The 20,220-nt window shown below is 58.5% G+C and carries 20 protein-coding genes; 6 read left to right on the top strand and 14 right to left on the bottom strand.

Translation table 11 applies throughout. The annotated features are described in order from the left end of the window. Positions 1–41 precede the first annotated feature (41 nt). On the bottom strand, positions 42–1,043 hold the full coding sequence (locus AC3IUA_RS00220; protein ID WP_489358531.1) for an LLM class flavin-dependent oxidoreductase: 1,002 nt from the start codon (positions 1,041–1,043) through the stop codon (positions 42–44). 242 nt (positions 1,044–1,285) lie between these two features. On the opposite strand from AC3IUA_RS00220, the gene AC3IUA_RS00225 reads away from it, so the two are divergent. Both AC3IUA_RS00225 and AC3IUA_RS00230 read left to right on the top strand, forming a co-directional pair. Then, entirely contained in the window at positions 1,286–1,717 is a 432-nt protein-coding gene (locus tag AC3IUA_RS00225) for an OsmC family protein (RefSeq protein WP_489358532.1), read from the top strand. A gap of 236 nt (positions 1,718–1,953) precedes the next feature. Beyond that, on the top strand, positions 1,954–2,187 hold the full coding sequence (locus AC3IUA_RS00230) for a DUF1161 domain-containing protein (protein WP_489358533.1): 234 nt from the start codon (positions 1,954–1,956) through the stop codon (positions 2,185–2,187). 7 nt (positions 2,188–2,194) lie between these two features. Here AC3IUA_RS00230 and AC3IUA_RS00235 read toward each other — a convergent pair whose 3' ends face one another. Then, positions 2,195–2,614 (bottom strand): PA0061/PA0062 family lipoprotein, encoded by a 420-nt coding sequence (locus tag AC3IUA_RS00235; protein WP_489358534.1) that lies wholly within the window; start codon positions 2,612–2,614, stop codon positions 2,195–2,197. 40 nt (positions 2,615–2,654) lie between these two features. Then, positions 2,655–3,071 carry a PA0061/PA0062 family lipoprotein gene (locus tag AC3IUA_RS00240; protein ID WP_489358535.1) on the bottom strand — a complete coding sequence of 139 codons (417 nt, stop codon included), beginning with the start codon at positions 3,069–3,071 and terminating at the stop codon, positions 2,655–2,657. A 74-nt stretch (positions 3,072–3,145) separates the two neighbouring features. On the opposite strand from AC3IUA_RS00240, the gene AC3IUA_RS00245 reads away from it, so the two are divergent. Next, positions 3,146–4,222, top strand: a complete 1,077-nt coding sequence (locus tag AC3IUA_RS00245; protein ID WP_489358536.1) for an aminopeptidase — start codon at positions 3,146–3,148, stop codon at positions 4,220–4,222. Positions 4,223–4,261: 39 nt separating this feature from the next. Here the strand turns inward: AC3IUA_RS00245 and AC3IUA_RS00250 are convergent, their stop codons facing one another. The 4 genes from AC3IUA_RS00250 to AC3IUA_RS00265 form a co-directional block, all read right to left on the bottom strand. Continuing rightward, positions 4,262–5,491: a nucleoside recognition domain-containing protein gene (locus AC3IUA_RS00250; protein ID WP_489358537.1), complete on the bottom strand. Its 1,230-nt coding sequence runs from the start codon at positions 5,489–5,491 to the stop codon at positions 4,262–4,264. A gap of 102 nt (positions 5,492–5,593) precedes the next feature. After that, entirely contained in the window at positions 5,594–6,925 is a 1,332-nt protein-coding gene (gene gltP / locus AC3IUA_RS00255) for a glutamate/aspartate:proton symporter GltP (protein ID WP_489358538.1), read from the bottom strand. Positions 6,926–7,788: 863 nt separating this feature from the next. Beyond that, on the bottom strand, positions 7,789–7,953 hold the full coding sequence (locus tag AC3IUA_RS00260; RefSeq protein WP_003177151.1) for a DUF1328 domain-containing protein: 165 nt from the start codon (positions 7,951–7,953) through the stop codon (positions 7,789–7,791). An 87-nt stretch (positions 7,954–8,040) separates the two neighbouring features. Then, positions 8,041–8,328, bottom strand: a complete 288-nt coding sequence (locus tag AC3IUA_RS00265; RefSeq protein WP_489358539.1) for a hypothetical protein — start codon at positions 8,326–8,328, stop codon at positions 8,041–8,043. 440 nt (positions 8,329–8,768) lie between these two features. Here AC3IUA_RS00265 and algB point away from each other — a divergent pair, with 440 nt between their 5' ends. Both algB and AC3IUA_RS00275 read left to right on the top strand, forming a co-directional pair. Continuing rightward, the gene (algB, locus tag AC3IUA_RS00270; RefSeq protein WP_489358540.1) at positions 8,769–10,115 is read left to right on the top strand and encodes a sigma-54-dependent response regulator transcription factor AlgB; all 1,347 of its coding nucleotides are present in this window, start codon (positions 8,769–8,771) and stop codon (positions 10,113–10,115) included. 10 nt (positions 10,116–10,125) lie between these two features. Next, complete coding sequence (locus AC3IUA_RS00275) at positions 10,126–11,916, top strand: ATP-binding protein (protein WP_489358541.1); 1,791 nt, start codon at positions 10,126–10,128, stop codon at positions 11,914–11,916. 15 nt (positions 11,917–11,931) lie between these two features. On the opposite strand, the gene AC3IUA_RS00280 is transcribed toward AC3IUA_RS00275, so the two are convergent. The 7 genes from AC3IUA_RS00280 to AC3IUA_RS00310 form a co-directional block, all read right to left on the bottom strand. After that, complete coding sequence (locus AC3IUA_RS00280; RefSeq protein WP_489358542.1) at positions 11,932–13,554, bottom strand: EAL domain-containing protein; 1,623 nt, start codon at positions 13,552–13,554, stop codon at positions 11,932–11,934. A gap of 69 nt (positions 13,555–13,623) precedes the next feature. After that, positions 13,624–14,403 carry an N-acetylmuramoyl-L-alanine amidase gene (locus AC3IUA_RS00285; RefSeq protein WP_489358543.1) on the bottom strand — a complete coding sequence of 260 codons (780 nt, stop codon included), beginning with the start codon at positions 14,401–14,403 and terminating at the stop codon, positions 13,624–13,626. A gap of 101 nt (positions 14,404–14,504) precedes the next feature. Then, positions 14,505–16,652: a GGDEF domain-containing protein gene (locus tag AC3IUA_RS00290; RefSeq protein WP_489358544.1), complete on the bottom strand. Its 2,148-nt coding sequence runs from the start codon at positions 16,650–16,652 to the stop codon at positions 14,505–14,507. Beyond that, positions 16,653–17,528, bottom strand: a complete 876-nt coding sequence (locus tag AC3IUA_RS00295; protein WP_489358545.1) for an endonuclease/exonuclease/phosphatase family protein — start codon at positions 17,526–17,528, stop codon at positions 16,653–16,655. A 14-nt stretch (positions 17,529–17,542) separates the two neighbouring features. Next, positions 17,543–18,190, bottom strand: a complete 648-nt coding sequence (locus AC3IUA_RS00300) for a thiol:disulfide interchange protein DsbA/DsbL (protein WP_489358546.1) — start codon at positions 18,188–18,190, stop codon at positions 17,543–17,545. A gap of 200 nt (positions 18,191–18,390) precedes the next feature. After that, complete coding sequence (locus AC3IUA_RS00305) at positions 18,391–18,996, bottom strand: c-type cytochrome (protein ID WP_489358547.1); 606 nt, start codon at positions 18,994–18,996, stop codon at positions 18,391–18,393. Between the two features lie 46 nt (positions 18,997–19,042). Continuing rightward, positions 19,043–19,333, bottom strand: a complete 291-nt coding sequence (locus AC3IUA_RS00310; RefSeq protein ID WP_489358548.1) for a c-type cytochrome — start codon at positions 19,331–19,333, stop codon at positions 19,043–19,045. A 191-nt stretch (positions 19,334–19,524) separates the two neighbouring features. On the opposite strand from AC3IUA_RS00310, the gene yihA reads away from it, so the two are divergent. Further along, positions 19,525–20,166, top strand: coding sequence for a ribosome biogenesis GTP-binding protein YihA/YsxC (gene yihA / locus AC3IUA_RS00315; RefSeq protein ID WP_489358549.1), 642 nt, complete (start codon positions 19,525–19,527; stop codon positions 20,164–20,166). The last annotated feature ends 54 nt before the right edge of the window (positions 20,167–20,220 follow it).

The raw sequence follows: 20,220 nt of genomic DNA on the forward strand, positions 1-20,220 counted from the left end.
ACGCGGTCAGCGTCGGCTTTTTCATGGACGCACTCTAAAGGTCAGCCCTTCATCACTTGCGCCAGCAGCTCGTAGGAATGTACCCGATCGGCATGCTCATACAGGTCGCAGGTGAAAATCAGCTCATCGGCTCCCGTCTGCTCGATCAGCACCTCCAGTTTGGCGCGGATTTTCTCCGGACTGCCGACCATCGCCAAACCAAGGAAGCTGGCCACCGCTTCTTTCTCGTGGGGCAGCCACAGGCCGTCCATGCTTTTCACCGGTGGGCGCTGCACCAGGCTCTGGCCGCGCATCAGGGCGAGAATCCGTTGATAGACCGAGGTCGCCAGGTAATCGGCCTGCTCGTCGGTGTCCGCGGCTACCAGCGGCACGCCGAGCATCACGTACGGTTTGTCGAGCACCGCCGAAGGCTTGAAGTGATTGCGGTAGACGCGAATCGCTTCGTGCATGTAGCGCGGAGCGAAATGTGAGGCGAAGGCGTAGGGCAAACCGCGCTCCCCGGCCAGTTGCGCACTGAACAGGCTGGAACCCAGCAACCAGACCGGCACGTTGGTGCCGGTGCCCGGAACGGCGATCACTTTTTGATCAGGTGTACGCGGGCCGAGGTAGCGCATCAGTTCAGCCACATCTTCGGGAAAATCATCGGCGCTGCCGGAGCGTTCACGGCGCAGGGCGCGAGCGGTCATCTGATCGGAACCCGGTGCACGGCCCAGGCCAAGGTCGATCCGTCCCGGGTACAGGCTTTCCAGGGTGCCGAACTGCTCGGCAATCACCAACGGCGCGTGGTTGGGCAGCATCACACCGCCGGAGCCGACCCGAATGGTCGAGGTGCCACCTGCCAGATAGCCCAGAAGGACCGCGGTCGCGGAGCTGGCGATGCCATCCATGTTGTGGTGTTCGGCGACCCAGAAGCGCTGGTAGCCGAATTTCTCGACCTGTTGCGCCAGGTCCAGCGAGTTGTGCAGCGATTGCGCCGCGCTGCCGTTCTCACGAACAGGCACCAGGTCGAGGGTCGAGAACTTGATATCGGACAGTTGCTTCATAAACCTGCTTCTCCAATGGGTGCGCAGGCTTTTGTCACGAGCCAAAACCTGCCGATGTCTACTAGCCTGACCTATAAAATGTGGGCATATACCCGAGATTCAATAGCTGAAGTGAATTTGCCTACCAGATAAGCGGTTCGATCCGACAAGGTGAACTTTGCCAGTCGTTCTATCCTCAGAACCCTAGTAATGGAAAACCATGAAGGCGCGACCTCCTCGCGCCGGATCTTGAGGAGACAGAGATGAGTATCAAAAAGAAAGCATCGGCTCATTGGGTCGGTGATCTGAAAACCGGCGTGGGTGCTATTTCGACTGAAACCGGGGCCCTGAAGAATGCACCTTATGGCTTCAAGGCGCGTTTCGAGGGCGGACCGGGCACCAATCCGGAAGAGCTGATCGGCGCCGCTCACGCGGGTTGTTTCTCCATGGCGTTTTCGATGATTCTCGGCGAGGCCAGCCTGAAAGCCACCAGCATCGATACTAATGCCGAGGTGACTCTGGACCAGGTCGACGGTGGTTTTGCGATTACTGCCGTGCACCTGACGCTCAAGGCGAAAATTCCTGGTGCCACTCAGCAGCAATTCGACGAACTGAGCAAAAAAGCCAAAGAAGGCTGCCCGGTGTCGAAGGTGTTGAATGCCAAGATCACGCTGGATGGGGAGTTGGTGAGCTGATCCCGGGATTTAGCGCGCCGCAAAAGATCGCAGCCTATCGGCAGTTCCTACAGAGGGTTTACACCCGGGAGAATAAGGATCTACGCGGTCAATGTAGGAACTGCCGCAGGCTGCGATCTTTAGGGGTCAATGCCGGACGTGAGCCAAATCAGAACTCGATGTGCAAAACTGTGGTCGAATGAGTGACTGCGGCTGTAGCGCATGCTTTTGCGCGCCGTATCAAGGGGGCTTTAACCATGAGACGTTTTGCTTTGGCGGTAATCTGTTGCGCACTGGCCACTTCGGCTCTGGCGGCACCGAAATCCTGTGAAGAGCTCAAGGCCGAGATCGAAGCGAAGATCCAGGCTAACAACGTGACGTCCTACACCCTGGAAATTGTCAGCAATGACGAGGTGCACGACAAAAACATGGTGGTCGGTAGCTGCGCATATGGCACCAAGAAAATCATCTATCAAAGAAACGATAAATAGCTGCCGATCAAGGCACGCAGTTCACCATCCGATCTTCTGCGACAATTTCGCGCTTGGCGTTATACAGCCGGGCACTGGCATTGAAGGCCAGCGAGCGGGCTTCCAGGCGATAACGCTGGCCTGCTTCGAAGTGGTCATAGCGCACCGTCAGGTAACACATACGCTCCTGCGGGGTGGCCATCACGTTCACCCCACCGCCGTAAATTTCGAAGTCGAAGCGTACTTGCAGTTCATGGCTGCCGGGAGTGACCTGGAAAAACCGCCCATCACGCAGCTTTTGCTTGTCCAGGCGCTCCGCCATGACCATTTTGCCGCCCGGGGTCGGAGTGGCGAGGTCGACCCAGGCCATTTGTGGATCGACCGCCGGCAATGAGCTGGAGCAGGCGGCGAGCGAGCCGAGGGCAAGTAACAGCAGTGGCGTGCGCATGATGAAATCCCGCAGGGTCAGGCTTTCAGCATAGCGCCGATCAGGTGCGCTGACAGCCTGCCGGCTTTCCTTGGCTAACCACTTTTCGCTGATGGTCGTAGAGCTTGGCCCACGGCCGGAAACCGATGTTCCCCGCTTGCAGCTGATAACGCTGGCCTGCGTTGAAGTCCTTGAATTTCACACTCAACTGACAGTCACGCCAAAGCGTTTCGGTACCCGGACCGCCAATGTTGGTCGGTTCCACCGGGAATTGATAACGCACGACCAGCTCATGACTGCCGGGCGGGACCTCGAAAAAGCGTCTGTCGGTCGAGGTTTTATCGTCGACTTCCAGAGCTTGCAGTGCCGTGTCCTGATGAGTCTCTAGATCGATCCAGGCTTGTGTCGGGTCGGGGTCGGGCAGTCCGGCGCAGCCAGCTAACATCAGCAGGCCACCAGTCAGCATTAACGTGCGCATAGCGAAGCTCCGGGTGGGCGAGATAGTCTTGCAAGCAGACACTCACAGGACGATTCGATTTGGATAGGCAGCGTATGAGCCATGGGGTACTCGACCGTAAGTTTGGCCTTTGGTTTCCCGGGTTGCTGCTTTTACTGCTGAACGGTTGTTCGAGCGTCAGCTATTACAGCCAATTGGCCAACGGTCAGTGGCAGTTGCTGCGCGCGCGTGAGCCGGTGACTGAAGTGATTGCCGATCCGGGTCGCGACCCAATGCTGCGCGAGCATCTGGCCCAGTCGCAGAAGGCCCGCGAATTCGCCAGCCGGCACCTGCACCTGCCGGACAATAAAAGTTACCGGCTGTACGCCGATATCGGGCGGCCGTTTGTGGTGTGGAATGTGTTCGCCACGCCCGAGTTTTCCCTGACACCGCAAAATCATTGTTTCCCGATTGCCGGTTGTGTGGCCTATCGAGGTTATTACAGTCTGGGCGCGGCGCGGGGTGAGGCCGCGTTGCAGCGCCAGCAAGGCATGGACGTGTCGGTCGGTGGCGTGGAGGCCTATTCGACCCTGGGCTGGTTCAACGACCCGATCATCAGCTCGATGCTGCACTGGGGCGATGAGCGCTTGGCGACGCTGATCTTCCATGAACTGGCGCATCAGCGTTGTTACGTGAAGGACGACACCGAGTTCAATGAATCCTTCGCCACTTTCGTCGAGCAGGAGGGGACTCGTCAGTGGCGTGCGGCCCGTGGTTTGCCACCGGCCAGCGGGGCTGAGGTACGCCAGCGCGAGCAATTCATTCAGCTTGTTCTTGAGACGCGCACGCGGCTTGAACAACTGTATGCATCGCCGCTGTCGACTGAACAGATGCGCCAGCGCAAAGCCGCCGAGTTTGAGCGGTTGCGCAGCGAGTATCGTCAGTTGCGCGATAGCCAATGGGCCGGCGCGAACCGTTACGATGCCTGGATCAATGCGCCAATGAACAACGCCAAATTGCTGCCCTTTGGTTTGTACGACCAATGGGTACCGGCGTTTGCCGAATTGTTCCGGCAGTCAGGAGGTGATTGGCCGAGGTTTTATGCCGAGGTGGAAAAGCTCGGCCTGTTACCGCTGCTGCAGCGTAAGGCGGTGTTGGCCAGGCTGGCGCAGCCCAGCGCCGTAGCTGGCTGAACCGCACACCCAAACCCGCTCTGGCTGCCTGGTCCTGGATTAACCGAAGAACCAGTAACACACCAGGATCGCCGCCACCACGCCGGCAAATTCCGCCAGCAGTGCGCAACCTACCGCATGGCGGGCACGTTGAATGCCGACGGCGCCGAAGTACACCGCCAGTACATAGAAGGTGGTTTCGGTACTGCCCTGAATGATTGCGGCCGCCAGCGCCGGGAAGCTGTCCACGCCCTGGGTCTGCATGGTTTCGATCAACATGGCGCGGGCGGCACTGCCAGAGAAGGGTTTGACCAGCGCCGTAGGCAAGGCATCGACGAAGCGAGTATCCCAGCCGAACCATTCCACCAGGTGACGAATCCCGTCCAGGCCGAAGTCCAGCGCCCCGGACGCCCTCAGCACGCCCACCGCACAGAGCATCGCCACCAGGTAGGGCAGCAGGTTCTTGGCAACATCGAAGCCTTCTTTGGCACCTTCGATGAATGCTTCGTAGACCTTGACCTTTCTCAGTGCGCCGATCACCAAAAACAGCATGATCAAGCCGAACAATGTCAGGTTGCCGAGAATCGATGACAGGCTGGCCAGCGCTGTCGCGGACAGTGTCGCCAGCAAAGCCATGAAACTGCCCAGCAGCAAGGCACCCGGGATCAGGTAAGCCAGCACCACCGGGTCCCACAGCCGCAGGCGCTGCATGACCGCCACCGACAACAGGCCGACCAGCGTCGAGGCGCTAGTGGCCAGCAGGATCGGCAGGAACACCAGTGTCGGGTCCGGAGCGCCTTGCTGGGCGCGGTACATGAAGATCGTCACCGGCAGCAGGGTCAGCGACGAGGCATTGAGCACCAGAAACAGAATCTGCGCGTTGCTCGCCGTGGTCTCGCTGGGGTTGATGTCCTGCAAGGCGCGCATGGCCTTCAGGCCGATCGGCGTGGCCGCATTGTCCAGGCCCAGGCCGTTGGCGGCGAAGTTCAGGGTGATCAAGCCAATGGCCGGGTGACCGGCGGGTACTTCCGGCATCAGGCGCAAGAACAGTGGGCCGAGGGCCTTGGCCAGCCAGTCAACGATCCCGGCCTTTTCGGCGATCCGCAAAAAACCCAGCCAGAGGGTCAGGGTGCCGAACAGCAGGACCATGACCTCCACCGACAACTTGGCCATGCCGAAGATGCTTTCCACCATCGCCGAGAAGATCCCGGCGTTGCCCCCAATCAACCACTGCGCCAGTGCCGAAACGGCAGCCACGATGAAGAAGCTAAGCCATAGGCCGTTGAGCATCAGGTAAATCCCCCAAAAGATGCGGCGAATGATAGCGGTCGATTGCCAGAAACAACAAACCCCGGTTTCCCGGGGTCTGGTTTGGTCAGCCTCTATAGGGCCTTAGTTAGTGGACGTCTCGCCAGCTGGCAGCGGCTCTTTGCTGCGCCAGTGTGGCAGGGAGTTCCAGTAGCGTTGACCTTTGGCGTCGTCGTACATGCCTTCCCAGCGTGAGATGACCAGTACGGCGAGGGCATTGCCGATCACGTTCAGCGCGGTGCGGGCCATGTCCATGATGCGGTCGACACCGGCGATGAACGCCAGTCCTTCCAATGGAATCCCGACACTGCCCAGGGTCGCCAGCAGCACCACGAAGGACACGCCCGGTACCCCGGCGATGCCTTTGGAGGTGACCATCAGGGTCAGCACCAGCAGCAATTGCTGGCTGATCGACAGGTCGATGCCGTACAGCTGGGCGATAAAGATCGCCGCGATGCTTTGATACAGGGTCGAGCCGTCGAGGTTGAAGGAGTATCCGGTTGGCACCACGAAGCTGCAGATGGCTTTCGGCGCGCCGTAGGCTTCCATCTTCTCGATGACGCGCGGCAACACGGTTTCGGAACTGGCGGTGGAGTAAGCCAGTACCAGCTCATCCTTGAAGATGCGCATCAGCTTGAGCACCGAGAAGCCAAACAGACGAGCGATCAGCCCCAGCACCACGAAGGCGAAGAAGGCAATTGCCACGTAAACCAGGATCACCAGCTTGGCCAGCGGCAACAGGGAAGCGAAGCCGAAGTTGGCGACGGTCACCGCGATCAGGGCGAATACGCCGATCGGGGCGTAGTTCATGATCATGTGGGTGACCTTGAACATGCTTTCCGACACGCCCTGGAACATTTTCACCAGCGGGTCGCGCAAATCGGACTGCAGGCTCGACAGGCCAAGACCGAAGAGTACGGAGAAGAAGATGATCGGCAGCATCTCGCCACGGGCAATGGCGGCAAAGATGTTCGAAGGAATCAGGTTGAGGATGGTTTCGATGAGCGCATGTTCATGCTGGACCTCGGCGGCCGTGGCCTGGTACTTGGAAATATCCACCGTACCCAGGGTGCTCATGTCGATACCCGCGCCCGGATGGAACACGTTGGCCAACATCAGGCCGACAACGATAGCGATGGTGGTCACCACTTCGAAGTAAAGAATGGTCTTGAGACCAATGCTCCCGAGTTTCTTCGCATCCCCTACGCCAGCAATGCCGACAATCAGCGACGAGACCACGATCGGGATCACGATCATCTTGATCAGACGGATAAAGATATCGCCCGCCGGTTGCAGGACGTTGCTGATCCACCAGGCTTTTTCGGCACTGAAATGGTTGAGCAGCGCCCCGATTGCAATCCCCAATACCAGACCGATGAGGATCTGCCAGGCGAGGCTTAGTCTTGCCTTCTTCATATCATTACCCTTATTTTCAAGTGGACTCGGGAAAATGCACAAACTGGAACGCTCAATCGCGAAAAAGTCGGTGCATCCACCCCCGTATAAGGTCACCGCGAGCGAGCGTTTACGGCTCTTCGGCAGGCGAAAAAAGGCGCAACTATTCCGATGCAAGAGGGGCGCGTCTAATGCCGTAAACGCCTACCCTATGCCGAATCGGCATGAGATTTCTCAAACGACACTATCGTCCCAACCGGTTCGAATACGACATATCGGCAGGCATAAGTGCCGTGAACCGGCCATCACCGGGGAAATCCAGGGTTTATTGACGGTATGAATAACTACGAAAATCAGAGAAATAAGCTACAAAGAAGGACGAAATAAACGCTGGAATCAGCGCCAAGTTTCTCGATATACGGTCGCGATGAAACACCGCGAAACGGTTGAGAGGAACAACGGGAGCGTTTTTTCACAGGATGAGTGCGTGAGGATCCAGCGGATCGCTCAAGGACAAGCCTTTGGCTTTTCAAGCACGCTGCAAGCCCGCCAAATGCTGAATGACTGGCGAGCTTGCGTCGCACTTTACCTGACCCGGCCCTTGCGGAGGCACCCCATGTACCCCTAGGTCACTCCGATCCTGGATCGATCAGAACGTCCCGGCCCCTTGGTCATGCGCCTGCCCTCCTCGGGTGGTGCAATAGAAAGAAGTTAATGTCCCGGCTTCTTTCTCGTAATGAATTGGGTACCCATCAGGGTCTGTCTTTTCTTCAGCAAGACCTGCAATGCCATCGTTCAGCCGCCTGACCGTCATTGGCAGCCATCGCCATGGCACTGCCGCCCAGGAGAGGGCGGCTGCCAGTGTCTTGAATCTACCCTCATATTCAGCCTCGGCCGCGACGGCCAAAGAAGAAGGAAGCAATAAACATCACCAGGAACACGACAAAGAGAATCTTGGCGATACCCGTGGCGGTGCCTGCGATACCACCGAAGCCCAATACCGCAGCGATGATGGCAATGATCAAGAATGTGATTGCCCAGCTCAACATGGTGATTCTCCTTGCGCATTTAATAAAAGGTCTTGCGTTTACTTCTTGCGATTCCCGGCGCCGAGCAACAGGCGCCAAGTACCGGCTCTAGAACACCCAACGTTCCTGAGAGGCCGTCTCGGTCACAGGCTGCGCCTGGTCAACGTCCATCAGATGCAGGGGCACAGAATCGGCAAACTGATCGCTGACTGCGCTGAAATGAGTTTGTGGGGTGTGTTGGGTCGGCGAGCGTAACGCCACTTCCTGTTGGCTCTGGTCCCAATGCTGGAACTGCTGTCCCCCTATCAGCGTTAGCAGCAACGCCAGACTGGCGAACAACCCTTGTTGCAGATGCAGAGGGGCGACAAGCAATTTGGCGAGACGTTGGCGAATCATCCTGAAGCTCCTCCCACACAAGTGATCATTTGAAGGCACTCAATAAACAGTTAAGCGCCTCTGGTTACTCAGACCATTGCAGCCTGCATGCCAGCTTTCTTCTTGAAATAAGTTCAATAAAATCAGCAAGTTGTAACTTAGTGAAAAACACTTTCAAACGCATCTTGCACGATGGCACCCTACGCATCGTGCGCAATGCACGATCGATGGTAAGGCGATCGAAAAATTTTTGGAGACAACGCAGATCGTGGGTGTCACAAGGGAGTGTGTGAGCGTTGTAAATTCTTGGCTGTCTTTTAAAAAGCCAAATGAATCATATGGTTAGCCAAATCTTGAAGAGACAGCTAACCCGGACTCTGCAGATGGGATCAAGATTGACCATGCAACTTGCCCGATTTTTTCGGGACTAACATAAGATCATTCATTAAGGAGGGCAGGAAATGGAATCAGCCACGGAGCATCAGGGCCGTATTCTTCTAGTGGATGATGAATCCGCCATCCTTCGCACCTTCCGCTACTGCCTGGAAGATGAAGGCTATACCGTGGCCACTGCCAACAGCGCGGCTCAAGCTGACGCGTTGTTGCAGCGCCAGGTATTCGACTTGTGTTTTCTCGACCTGCGACTGGGCGAAGACAATGGCCTGGACGTTTTGGCACAGATGCGTATCCAGGCGCCGTGGATGCGGGTGGTCATCGTCACTGCCCACTCCGCCGTGGACACCGCCGTCGATGCAATCCAGGCCGGGGCCGCGGATTATCTGGTCAAGCCTTGCAGCCCGGATCAATTGCGCCTCGCCACGGCCAAGCAACTGGAAGTGCGTCAGCTATCGGCACGGCTGGAGGCGCTCGAAGGCGAGGTACGCAAACCCAAGGACGGCCTGGACTCGCACAGCCCGGCGATGAAAGTGGTGCTGGAAACCGCACGCCAGGTGGCCAATACCGATGCCAATATTCTGATTCTCGGTGAGTCTGGCACCGGTAAAGGCGAGCTGTCCCAAGCCATTCACGGTTGGAGCAAGCGCGCGAAAAAATCCTGTGTCACCATCAATTGCCCGTCGCTGAGTGCCGAGCTGACGGAAAGCGAGCTCTTCGGTCACAGCCGTGGTGCTTTCACCGGCGCCAGTGAAAGCACGCTGGGGCGGGTCAATCAGGCCGACGGCGGAACACTCTTTCTCGATGAAATCGGTGACTTCCCCCTGTCCTTGCAACCCAAGCTGTTGCGCTTCATTCAGGACAAGGAATACGAACGGGTGGGTGACCCGGTGACTCGTCGAGCCGATGTACGGATCCTTGCCGCCACCAATCTCAATCTCGAAGACATGGTCCGCGACGGGCGTTTCCGTGAAGATTTGCTCTATCGGTTGAATGTCATCACCTTGCACCTGCCGCCCCTGCGCGAGCGCAGCGAGGACATTCTGGCCCTGGCTGATCGTTTCCTGGCCCGCTTCGTCAAGGAGTACGCACGGCCGGCTCGCGGTTTCAGCGATGAAGCCCGCGAGGCGCTGCTCAACTATCGCTGGCCAGGCAACATTCGCGAACTGCGCAATGTGGTCGAGCGCGCAAGCATCATCTGCCCGCAGGAGCGGGTAGAAATCAGCCACTTGGGCATGGCCGAGCAGCCCACCAACAACACTCCGCGCATTGGTGCGGCATTGAGTCTGGAGGAGCTGGAAAAAGCCCATATAGGTGCGGTGCTGGCCACCAGCGACACCCTTGATCAGGCCGCCAAAACCCTCGGCATCGATGCCTCGACGCTGTACCGAAAACGCAAACAGTACAATTTATGAGCGGCGCCCAATGAAGCTCGCGATGAAACTGCGTACGCGGCTGTTTCTGAGTATTTCGGCGCTGATCACCGTCGCCTTGCTCGGGCTAGTGCTTGGGCTCGTCAGCGTGATGCAGATGGCCAGTACCCAGGAGACGCTGATCCGCGGCAACTTCGTCACCCTCGATCTGGAGCTGAAGCTGCGACAGAGTCTGGGCGATCAGTTTATGTTGATGCTTAACGAGAAGCCTGACCTGATAGCGTTGGAGGCGGCCAGGCAGCATTACTTCGAGTTACTCGATCAAGGCATTCAGCACGATCAAGGCATGGATGATCAGCACCGCGGCTTCAGCCAGATCCGTGGCGACTACCTGAGCTTTCTCGACGAGTTCGACCGCTCCATGGGGCAGTCGCAAAGCCTGAGGGACAACCAGGACCTGAGCGAAAAATTCAATTCGCTACGCAATGGCTTGATCGCCGAACACAAGCGCGCACTGGACAACATTGTTCAAACCCAACGCCAGGCCAGAGAGCGTGCGCTGTTGATCAGCGGGTTGCTCGGGCTGGTGGGACTGGCGGTGCTGATCATCGGCTTTATCACCGCCCACGGCATCGCTCAACGCTTCGGCGCCCCCATCGAGGCGCTGGCCAAGGCCGCGGATAATATCGGCCAGGGCAATTTCGAAGTGACTCTGCCGATTTCCTCGGCGGCGGAAATGAATCTGCTGACCCGTCGCTTCGGGATCATGGCCGAAGCCCTGCGTCAGCATCAGGCAACCAATGTCGATGAGTTGCTCGCAGGTCAGCAACGCTTGCAAGCGGTGCTCGACAGCATCGACGACGGCCTGCTGATGATTGACCGCCAAGGGCGCCTGGAGCATCTCAACCCCGTTGCACAACGACAATTGGGTTGGGACGAGGATCGATTGGGTCAGGGGTTAGGCGCGGCCCTTGAACGTCCAGAGCTTGATCAGGAACTGCAATTGGTGCTGCGCGGCGGCAGTCTGGAGCGAGCACCCGAGGATCTGAGTATTGAGGTGGATGGCGAGTCGCGACTACTGACCTACAGCCTGACACCGGTCAGCCATACCGAGGGGCACATCCTCGGCGCGGTCATGGTGCTGCACGATGTTACGGAACAGCGCACCTTTGAACGAGTTCGCAGTGAGTTCGTGTTGCGTGCCTCTCATGAACTGCGCACACCAGTCACCGGCATGCACATGGCCTTTGGTTTGCTCCAGGAGCGAGTGCACTTTGCCGCCGACTCCCGCGAGGCCGACCTGCTCAACACGGTCAATGAAGAAATGCAGCGCTTGATGCAGTTGATCAACGACCTGCTGAACTTCTCGCGGTATCAGAATGGGCTGCAAAAGCTCGCGCTGGCGCCCTGCGCTATAGTCGAATTGCTTGAACAGGCTCAAGGTCGTTTCGCTGTTCAGGCCGGTGAGCAAGGCATCGATTTGCGGGTGGAAGTGCAATCGTCCCTGCCCTGGCTGCAAGCTGACCAGGCGCAACTCGAGCGGGTGCTGGATAACCTGATTGGCAATGCGTTGCGCCATACCGCCCGGGACGGGCAGATCCGATTGCAGGCCCGTCGACACGGCGAACGGGTGATTATCAGCGTCGAGGACAACGGCGAAGGCATTGCTTACGGCCAACAGGGGCGGATTTTCGAGCCTTTCGTTCAGGTCGGGCGCAAGAAAGGTGGTGCCGGTCTGGGTCTGGCATTGTGCAAGGAGATCGTGCAACTGCACGGTGGGCGCATGGGCGTCTACTCACGACCCGGGCAAGGCACGCAGTTTTACATGGCGCTGCCGTTGTAGCCCCACGGCGCGCAATCAGGCTTCGTCATCCATGCGCCGCGACGCCATTCGGCGCCCCCGGGTGATCAACTCGGTAAACTGCACAGCACTCAAGGCATGGGCAAACAACCAGCCCTGTCCGAAGTTGACCCCTTCGCTGCTCAACAGAGTGGCCTGGGATTCGGACTCGATCCCTTCGGCAATCACCTTGAGCTCCAGGGCATGCGCCATGCGAATGATGTGCGGAGCGACGCCACTGCTCGCGGCATCATGCCCAAGGGCATCAATAAAAGCTTTATCGATTTTCAGGCAGTCCACGGGCAGGGTTTGCAGGTAGGCAAGACTGCAATAGCCGGTACCAAAGTCATCGATCAGCACTTGATGGCCGACATCGCGTAGCGCCTGCAGGTTGTCCCGGGCGACGACCACGTCGATCAACCCACGCTCGGTCACTTCAAAGGCAATCTGTCGTGCTGCCACCCGATGCAGGGCCAGCAAGCGGGCCATGACCTGGCCCACACGGGGCACCATCACATCGCAGGCCGCCAGGTTCACCGAGATGTACAACTGCGGATTGGCCCGTAACAGCTGACCCAGTTGTTCAAGCAGGCGCTGCAATACAAAGTCGGTGATCTGGCGTATCTGCCCGGTATTTTCCGCCAAGGGGATAAACAGGTCCGGGCTGGTCAAGGTCCCGTCCGGCCGACGCCAACGCAGCAATGCTTCAGCACCGACGCATTGCCGGTTGCGCAGATCGAAAATGGGTTGATACAAGACCTGTAACTCGCCACGACGCAAAGCACCTTGCAACTCGCCGCCCAGTGATTGACGCTGGCGAGCCAACTGCAGGACCAACCATCCGATCAACATCGCCAACAACAGACTTATCGGTAACAGCCAACGCCAGGCCCCGGACATTCCGACCTGCAGGCTGGTGCGCGGAGCAATAAGTACCAGTTGGTACTCCGGGTTGTTGGTTGGCATCTGGTAAATCAGATGATCCTGCGTCACCTGCAACGCCTCGCTATTACCCGGAGGCCAGGGCTCGGCCGGCGGCCAGGGTTGCGCGGAGCCCAGCACCGGGATTGCCCTCGTGCCATGGTCGAGCACTACCAGCAAGCTGCTGCCAGGTGGCAGGTCAACCATGTCGGTCAGATGACCACGGGAAGTCGCGACACGGAAGTTGCCGCGTCCAAGCATCAGCGCCGCCAGGTTTTCATTGGGCTCCATCGAGGTATTGAGCCAATAACTGTAGGTCGGTCCGGTAATGTCCGGGGCACGCGAGGCGGAAAGGCCGCCCTGGCGCGGGCGGTTCGAGCAGGACTGCCTGGCGTCGATGTAGGCTGCTTCATAAACAAAGCGGTAACTGAAGCTGATCTGCTGCAAGGCCGCAATCATTTCACCAGTGCAGCCACGCAGCGGTTGGCTTTCCAACTGATCAAGGCCTTCTCGCAATTGACCGAACAGTTGCTCCAGGCGCTCGAGAAAGCGCTCTCCTTGAGCATTCATCTGTTCACTTTCGCGTTGCTGAACCTGATGCAGCGCCACCCCCAGACTGGCCAAAAGTAGAAATGCAGCGCTCAGCACAGCAGCCAGCATCGCCAGCAACCAGGGGCGATAGAACCACGCGCGTAGGGCCTCTCGAGCGGCTGGCATCATTGAAGATCCGAATGAATACCAATGAGTTATAGCAACTGATTGAGAAATAGCCCGGACCGCCGGGCGGTGTCAATATTTTGTCTGGTTGAGCACCTGGAGGATCGCCGCACTTTGCGCATCCGGCATTCCGTCAAAACGTGCGGGGCGATAGTGCATCTGGAAGGCTGCCAGGACATTACGCGTGTCCTCATCGAGCTCTCCGGTCTGAGGCGTGGCATAACCCAGGCGGGCCAGCTGGCTCTGGAACCAACGGATGTTCGGCAACTGCGCCGCGAACAGTGTTTGCTGGCGAGCCACGGCCTGAGCGTCGGGCCAGATACCCAGTCCTTCGTCGGCCAGGCGCTTCCAGGGAAACAGCGGACCAGGGTCGAGTTTGCGCATGGGTGCGATGTCGCTATGCCCGATGATATGGCGTGGGTTCATGTTGTAACGCTTGCTGATGTCCTTGAGCAGAACGATCAACGACTCGATCTGGCCTTCGGTGTAGGGGTACCAGACACGACCGGTGGGGGTGTCGAGAAAACCCGGGTTGACGATTTCGATGCCGATGGAGCTGGAGTTCAACCAGGTCCGGCCTAACCATTCACTTTCCCCGGCATGCCAGGCCCGGAGGCTTTCATCCATTAGCCTGTAGATGGTCGGCGGCTTATCGCCAATCAGGTAATGACTGCTGACTTCGCCATGGGTCAGCAAAGCCAGCGAATCCTCCTGCGAGGCGGAGGTGTAATGCAGCACCACAAACTGAATGCGGCTATCGTGGTTGACCGAAACATGACTGGTGTCGATCCTCGGACCTTTGGCGCATCCGGCCAATACAAGAAGCGACAAGGCGAGAGCAAAAATTTTCATGAAAGAGCAGTACGCTGAAGACAGTAATGCAACAGTGTAACGTACAGCCTTTCGCAGAACCGGCAAAAGCTGTGTTTTAAACAAAATGGAACAATTGACGATCAGTCCAGTACCACGCTGTTACGGCCCGCACCTTTGGCGCGGTACAGCGCCTGATCGGCTCTTTTAAGCACCAGATCGCTGTGTTCACCGCGTTTGAATGCCGTCATGCCCATGGACACGGTTACTGTCACCCGCTCCCCTTTGAAGTGAAACGGGCACGCCTCGATGGCCGCTCTCAAACTTTCCGCCAGTTTTGCTCCGATCGACAATGGCGTGTCGGGAACCAACAGTACAAACTCCTCGCCGCCAAACCGGGCGATGAAGTCCGAGCCGCGCAGACGTTTGCGCAGGACGCCGGCAATGAGTTTCAACACTTTGTCGCCGGCCAGATGACCGTAGTTATCGTTAATGCGCTTGAAGTGATCGAGGTCGAGTATGGCCAACAGCAGCGGGTTGCCGTGCTGCTCCCATTGAGTGACCTCGTGGTCCAGTCGCTCGCTCCAGGCGGCGCGGTTCGGCAGGCCGGTCAGCGGGTCGATCAGCGCTTTTTGTCGCTGTTCTTCGAGGTGTTCACGATAGCCTTGGGCTTCCTGCTCCATACTGACCACGCGTTCGGCCAGCCCTTGTAGACGCTCGGCAATTTCCTGTTCACGCTGATCACGTTGTTTCTGGTGCTGATCCATAGTGCCGAGCAGGCCTTCCAGATGGTTCTCCAGCACATGCTTGAGCCCATCCAGGTCCGCCGCCTCTTGTACGCTGCTCTGCAGGCCATCGACCTGTTCGCGTATCTGGGTATCCATTTCACGCCCCGCTGAACGGCTGTCGGCGTGGCCGTCGCTGGCCGCTTGCAGGTTGCTCTGGAATGACTCGAGTCGTTCATTGAGCTGCTTGAGGTAAACCTCGAACTCATGTTGGCCGCTGTCGGTGATTGCCAGCATCAAGACTGCAAGATCATCGAGGATCGGCAGCAGTTCGTACCAATTCAAACCGTTTTGCAGGCGATGGCGCATCGCTTCGGCTTGGGGCTTGTGGCGCTCGGGCAGGCTGAGCTCGTCGAGCAGGCCGAGCAGGGTATCTTCGATGTGCCTGGCCACGGAACTGTAGGTCGGCTCCGGTGAGTCAGGCAAGGCGTAGAACGTATCGCCTTGAGGAGCCTCGGGATCAACAGCCACCACCGACTGCGCCATGAGCGACGCGCAAGGCAGGTTATCGGGCAACGCCGGTACTTCGCGCCCCGCCTCGTTGGCGGCAGGCGGCAGTTCATCAGGACTGCTGATCACCTGAACAACGTCAATGCTGGCCGTCGGGGGCTGCGGTGCTGCCGTGGAGTCGACCTGCGGCAGTTCCTGGACCGCTATCGGCACGCCAGTCTCAGGCGCTGGCGAATCCAGCACCGGCGGGACAAAAGCCAACAGCTCGGGTTGTAGCGCGCTGTAGTCCGACTCTGGAGCTGGCGCCGACTCGGCCACTGAAGTCAGCGTTATGCAGGGCTCTGCGGCCAGTGAGGCCACTGCCTGCGCAACGACCACTGCGGGGGGAGTAACAGCACTCGACTGAGAGAGCTCGCGTACAGGTTCGGCCTGCACCTGGGTCCGGACAAAGGGCTCTCGGAGCGCTTCCACGGGGTGGTGGCCATGCGGAGTCATCACGCCATTGCCGGTTTCGGTCAGATTTTCAGCCGCTTCCCTGCCTCCAAACAATCGTTGCAGCAAACCCGGACGACTGGGCTCTGCCGGATTTTCCAGCAGGCTCAGTGCCTGACCTTGCAAGCCGCTGAGTTCTCCGAGCAGCAAGGGGATTTCGCGGGCCTGGCCGACGCGGCTGTCCAGCCGCTTGGCAAAGCTCTTGAGCGGCCGACTCACTTCTCGAGGCAGCGGCAAGGCTTGCAGCTGAGAGACCAGGGCCGTTAGCGCGGACCCGATTTGATCGATGCGGGTTTCCCGGCGCTGCTCGGAGTCGAGCACGGCTTTTTCCAGGCGTGGCAGCAACGCTGCCAGACCTGCATCCATATCGTCGGTGCGAACGACTTCGCGCATTTCTTTCATGCACAGGTCAACGGCCCGGTCGGTGCCCTCTGCTGCCAGCGTGCTGCGGACCAGGCCACGGCGAAGCAAATCGAGACGGGCATCCCAGCGACGCTCGAGCTTTTCCTGTTGTTCGATGCTCTTGAGGTATTTTTCTTTCCAGCGCTGTGCTTCGTCGCTCATTCAAGGGATCCGCGAGGGGGCAGGACTCAAGGCGGGCAATGCATCGGCCGTGAGCGAACCCGGCAGACGAATCTCTACCGCGACCGGCAGGTGATCGGAAATGGGTTGGGCCAGCACCTCGACCCGTTCAAGCGTCAGGCTGGGGCTTAGCAGTATGTGGTCGAGGCAGCGTTGTGGGCGCCAGCTGGGGAACGTTGCCTCAAGCTGTGGCGCCAGCAGGCCGAGATCGCGCAAGGGAGAGCTTTGCAGCAAATCGCTGGCATGGGTGTTCATGTCGCCCATCAGCACCTGGTGCCGGTAGCCATCGATCAAGTCGCGGATATAGGCCAGTTGCAGGGTTCGGGCACGTGCGCCCAGCGCCAGATGCATCATGACCACGACCAGCGCCTCCGGTCCTTCGCCAAATCGCACCAGGATCGCCCCACGGCCTTTCGGACCCGGTAATGGATGATCTTCGATAGCCCAGGGACGCAAACGGCTGAGCACGCCATTGCTGTGCTGGCCCAGGCGACCGAGATTACGGTTGAGCTGTTGATACCAGTAAGGGAAGGCGCCCAGATGGGCCAGGTGTTCGACCTGATTGACGTAACCTGACCGCAGGCTGCCGCCATCGGCTTCCTGCAAGGCGACCAGATCGAAGTCGCCCAGCAGATTGCCGATTTTTTGCAGGTTGTCGGCACGCCCGGTGTGCGGCAGCAGATGCTGCCAGCCACGGGTCAGGTAGTGCCGATAGCGCTCGGTGCTGATGCCGACCTGAATATTGAAGCTGAGCAGGCGCAGGCGACTGTCTGCGGGGAGACCAGCCGATTGCAGATGATGCTCGTTGACCTGCGGTTCATGCAGGCCAACGATGCGTTCAGTACCCCAGCGGCGCATGGCGAGTGCTGCGCTTAGTTGGCAACAGCCTTGGGTGCGGCGCGTTCCTTGGCGATCAATTGATCGGCCACGTTCAACGCACCCTCAGGGCCGCCGGCAGTGCCGAGGTCGAAGCGGTATTTGCCGTTGACGACCATGGTCGGTACCCCCGTGATCTGATAGGCCTGGGCCTTTTTCTTGGCATCTTCGACCTTGCCTTTGACGGCGAAGGAATTGTAGGTGCTCAGGAATTTATCCTTGTCGACGCCTTCGGTTGCCAGGAATTCGGCCATTTCTTCAGGAGTCGCGAGCTTCTTGCCACCGTGGATGGCTTCGAACACGGCCTTGTGAACCTTGTGCTCCACGCCCATGGCTTCGAGGGTGATGAACAGCTGGCCGTGAACGTTCCAGATGCCGCCGAACATGGCCGGAATGCGTACGAAGTTCACATCGGCAGGCAGTTTTTCAACCCAGGGATTGATGGTTGGCTCGAACGCATAGCAATGCGGGCAGCCGTACCAGAACAGCTCCACCACTTCGATCTTGCCGGGTACGGCAATCGGCACGGTGCTGCTCAGCTCGACATAGTGTTTGCCGGCTTCAAGCGGCTCGCCGGCAGCGTGGGCGGTCATGCCGAACAGGCTGGCGCTGACGAGCGCGGCGCTGAGAATCAGATTACGCATGCTTTACTCCTGGACAAATTGGGTCGCCTCGCGTGCCTGAAAATGAGACAGGTCCGGACGGGCTTGAGTTCGCTAGTGTAACGGCAGCCGCCACAAAAAAGGGCAGCCTGAGCCACCCTTTTTATGTTCGCATCGACGGATTAATAGATCGTTAACGTTGCGAAAGATGTAGACCTTGCGCACCGCCGATCGAACAGACCTTAGTGCAGGCCTTGAATGTAGCTGGACACCGCTTCGATGTCTTTATTGCTCAGCTTGGCCGCGATGCTTTGCATGATCTTCGTGTCGCCGTCGTTGGTACGATTGCCTTCACGGAAGTCGGTCAATTGCTTGGCGATGTACTGAGCATGCTGGCCACCCAGGTGTGGGAAGCCTGCAGCCGCGAGACCGGCACCGTCAGGCGAGTGACAGCCGGTGCATGAAGGCATGCCTTGATCCAGCTTGCCACCACGGAACAACTCTTCACCGCGAGCCACAACCTTCGGATCGGCGGCGCCAACGCTGCCCTTCTGACTGGCGAAGTAGGCAGAGAGGTCGGCCAGGTCCTGATCACTCAGGTTGGTCAGCAGGCCCGTCATTTCCAGAACGGTGCGCTTGCCCGACTTGATGTCGAGCAATTGCTTGTTCAGGTAACGCTCACCCTGACCCGCCAGTTTTGGAAAGTTTGGCGCCATGCTGTTGCCATCCGGGCCATGACAGGCACCACATACTGCGGCTTTCGCCTGACCAGCAGTAGCATCGCCTGCAGCATGGGCTATGCCGGAGATCCCCAGGGTCAACAGCAGACTCACGATCAATTTGTTCATCAGCTAATCCAACTACGGCTAAGGGTTAAAGAGTTATGGGCCGGGATCACTCGCTCATCCACTGGATGATTGCTCGGTAATCCTCGGCACTGCAGTCCATGCACAAACCACGCGGCGGCATCGCCTTGAAACCCTGGGTCACGTGTTGCACCAGCGTCTCCATACCTTGCGCCAACCTCGGCGCCCAAGCTTCCTGATCGCCCTTTTTGGGCGCCATGGGCAGTTGGCCGGAATGACAAGCTCCACAAACACGGTTGTACACAGCTTCCGGATCCTGTGTAGCCTGAGCGCTGTAAAGCGGCATCAAGATACCGGCAGCTAGCAGCCATTTCGTCATAAAACGACCTTTTCAGGGTTGAGAGCATGCTGCGTTCTAATGCGCAATCAAGGTCAATCGCTCTCGTGAACTTCATCCTACGCTGGGACAAAGCGCACACAAAATCTGCGGCATTATATACTGGCGTTACTGAAACGGAAACGACACTGCTCGCCGCGTCCATTCTCGGCACCGCCCATATCGGAAATCCCATGCAACTCAAGAACCCCATTCTCGGTCTGTGCCAACAGTCCACCTTCATGCTCAGCGCCGCCAAAGTCGACCAATGTCCGGACGACGAAGGCTTTGAAGTGGCCTTCGCCGGGCGTTCCAATGCCGGCAAGTCCAGCGCCCTGAACACCCTGACTCACGCCAGCCTGGCCCGGACCTCGAAGACTCCGGGTCGCACGCAACTGCTGAACTTCTTCAAGCTAGACGATGATCGTCGTTTGGTCGACCTGCCGGGTTATGGCTACGCCAAAGTGCCGATCCCGCTGAAATTGCACTGGCAGCGCCACCTGGAAGCTTATCTGGGCGGTCGCGAGAGCCTGAAAGGCTTGATTTTGATGATGGACATCCGTCATCCAATGACTGATTTCGACCTGTTGATGCTCGACTGGGCCGTTGCCAGCGGCATGCCGATGCACATTCTGCTGACCAAGGCCGACAAACTGACCTACGGCGCAGCAAAAAACACCCTGCTCAAGGTGCAAGCGGACATTCGTAAAGGCTGGGGCGACGCCATTACCATTCAGCTGTTCTCGGCCCCCAAACGCATGGGCCTGGAAGACGCCTACACTGTATTGGCGGGCTGGATGGAGTTGGCGGATAAAGGCGCGGAAGCGGCCGAGTAAGGAATCGCAGGCAAAAAAAACCCCGGACTTCGTATGGGGAGGAGAAGTTCGGGG

Source organism: Pseudomonas sp. KH_050, assembly GCF_057838875.1.

Bases quoted from the DNA above. Each gene is read 5' to 3' on its own strand.
- AC3IUA_RS00290 (WP_489358544.1), bottom strand. From the start codon at position 16,652: ATGAGCGACGAAGCACAGCGCTGGAAAGAAAAATACCTCAAGAGCATC.
- AC3IUA_RS00300 (WP_489358546.1), bottom strand. From the start codon at position 18,190: ATGCGTAATCTGATTCTCAGCGCCGCGCTCGTCAGCGCCAGCCTGTTC.
- yihA (WP_489358549.1), top strand. From the start codon at position 19,525: ATGCAACTCAAGAACCCCATTCTCGGTCTGTGCCAACAGTCCACCTTC.
- AC3IUA_RS00265 (WP_489358539.1), bottom strand. From the start codon at position 8,328: ATGATTCGCCAACGTCTCGCCAAATTGCTTGTCGCCCCTCTGCATCTG.
- AC3IUA_RS00295 (WP_489358545.1), bottom strand. From the start codon at position 17,528: ATGCGCCGCTGGGGTACTGAACGCATCGTTGGCCTGCATGAACCGCAG.
- AC3IUA_RS00245 (WP_489358536.1), top strand. From the start codon at position 3,146: ATGAGCCATGGGGTACTCGACCGTAAGTTTGGCCTTTGGTTTCCCGGG.
- AC3IUA_RS00240 (WP_489358535.1), bottom strand. From the start codon at position 3,071: ATGCGCACGTTAATGCTGACTGGTGGCCTGCTGATGTTAGCTGGCTGC.
- algB (WP_489358540.1), top strand. From the start codon at position 8,769: ATGGAATCAGCCACGGAGCATCAGGGCCGTATTCTTCTAGTGGATGAT.
- AC3IUA_RS00235 (WP_489358534.1), bottom strand. From the start codon at position 2,614: ATGCGCACGCCACTGCTGTTACTTGCCCTCGGCTCGCTCGCCGCCTGC.
- AC3IUA_RS00230 (WP_489358533.1), top strand. From the start codon at position 1,954: ATGAGACGTTTTGCTTTGGCGGTAATCTGTTGCGCACTGGCCACTTCG.
- AC3IUA_RS00280 (WP_489358542.1), bottom strand. From the start codon at position 13,554: ATGATGCCAGCCGCTCGAGAGGCCCTACGCGCGTGGTTCTATCGCCCC.
- AC3IUA_RS00305 (WP_489358547.1), bottom strand. From the start codon at position 18,996: ATGAACAAATTGATCGTGAGTCTGCTGTTGACCCTGGGGATCTCCGGC.
- AC3IUA_RS00220 (WP_489358531.1), bottom strand. From the start codon at position 1,043: ATGAAGCAACTGTCCGATATCAAGTTCTCGACCCTCGACCTGGTGCCT.
- AC3IUA_RS00250 (WP_489358537.1), bottom strand. From the start codon at position 5,491: ATGCTCAACGGCCTATGGCTTAGCTTCTTCATCGTGGCTGCCGTTTCG.
- AC3IUA_RS00275 (WP_489358541.1), top strand. From the start codon at position 10,126: ATGAAGCTCGCGATGAAACTGCGTACGCGGCTGTTTCTGAGTATTTCG.
- AC3IUA_RS00225 (WP_489358532.1), top strand. From the start codon at position 1,286: ATGAGTATCAAAAAGAAAGCATCGGCTCATTGGGTCGGTGATCTGAAA.
- AC3IUA_RS00260 (WP_003177151.1), bottom strand. From the start codon at position 7,953: ATGTTGAGCTGGGCAATCACATTCTTGATCATTGCCATCATCGCTGCG.
- AC3IUA_RS00285 (WP_489358543.1), bottom strand. From the start codon at position 14,403: ATGAAAATTTTTGCTCTCGCCTTGTCGCTTCTTGTATTGGCCGGATGC.
- AC3IUA_RS00310 (WP_489358548.1), bottom strand. From the start codon at position 19,333: ATGACGAAATGGCTGCTAGCTGCCGGTATCTTGATGCCGCTTTACAGC.
- gltP (WP_489358538.1), bottom strand. From the start codon at position 6,925: ATGAAGAAGGCAAGACTAAGCCTCGCCTGGCAGATCCTCATCGGTCTG.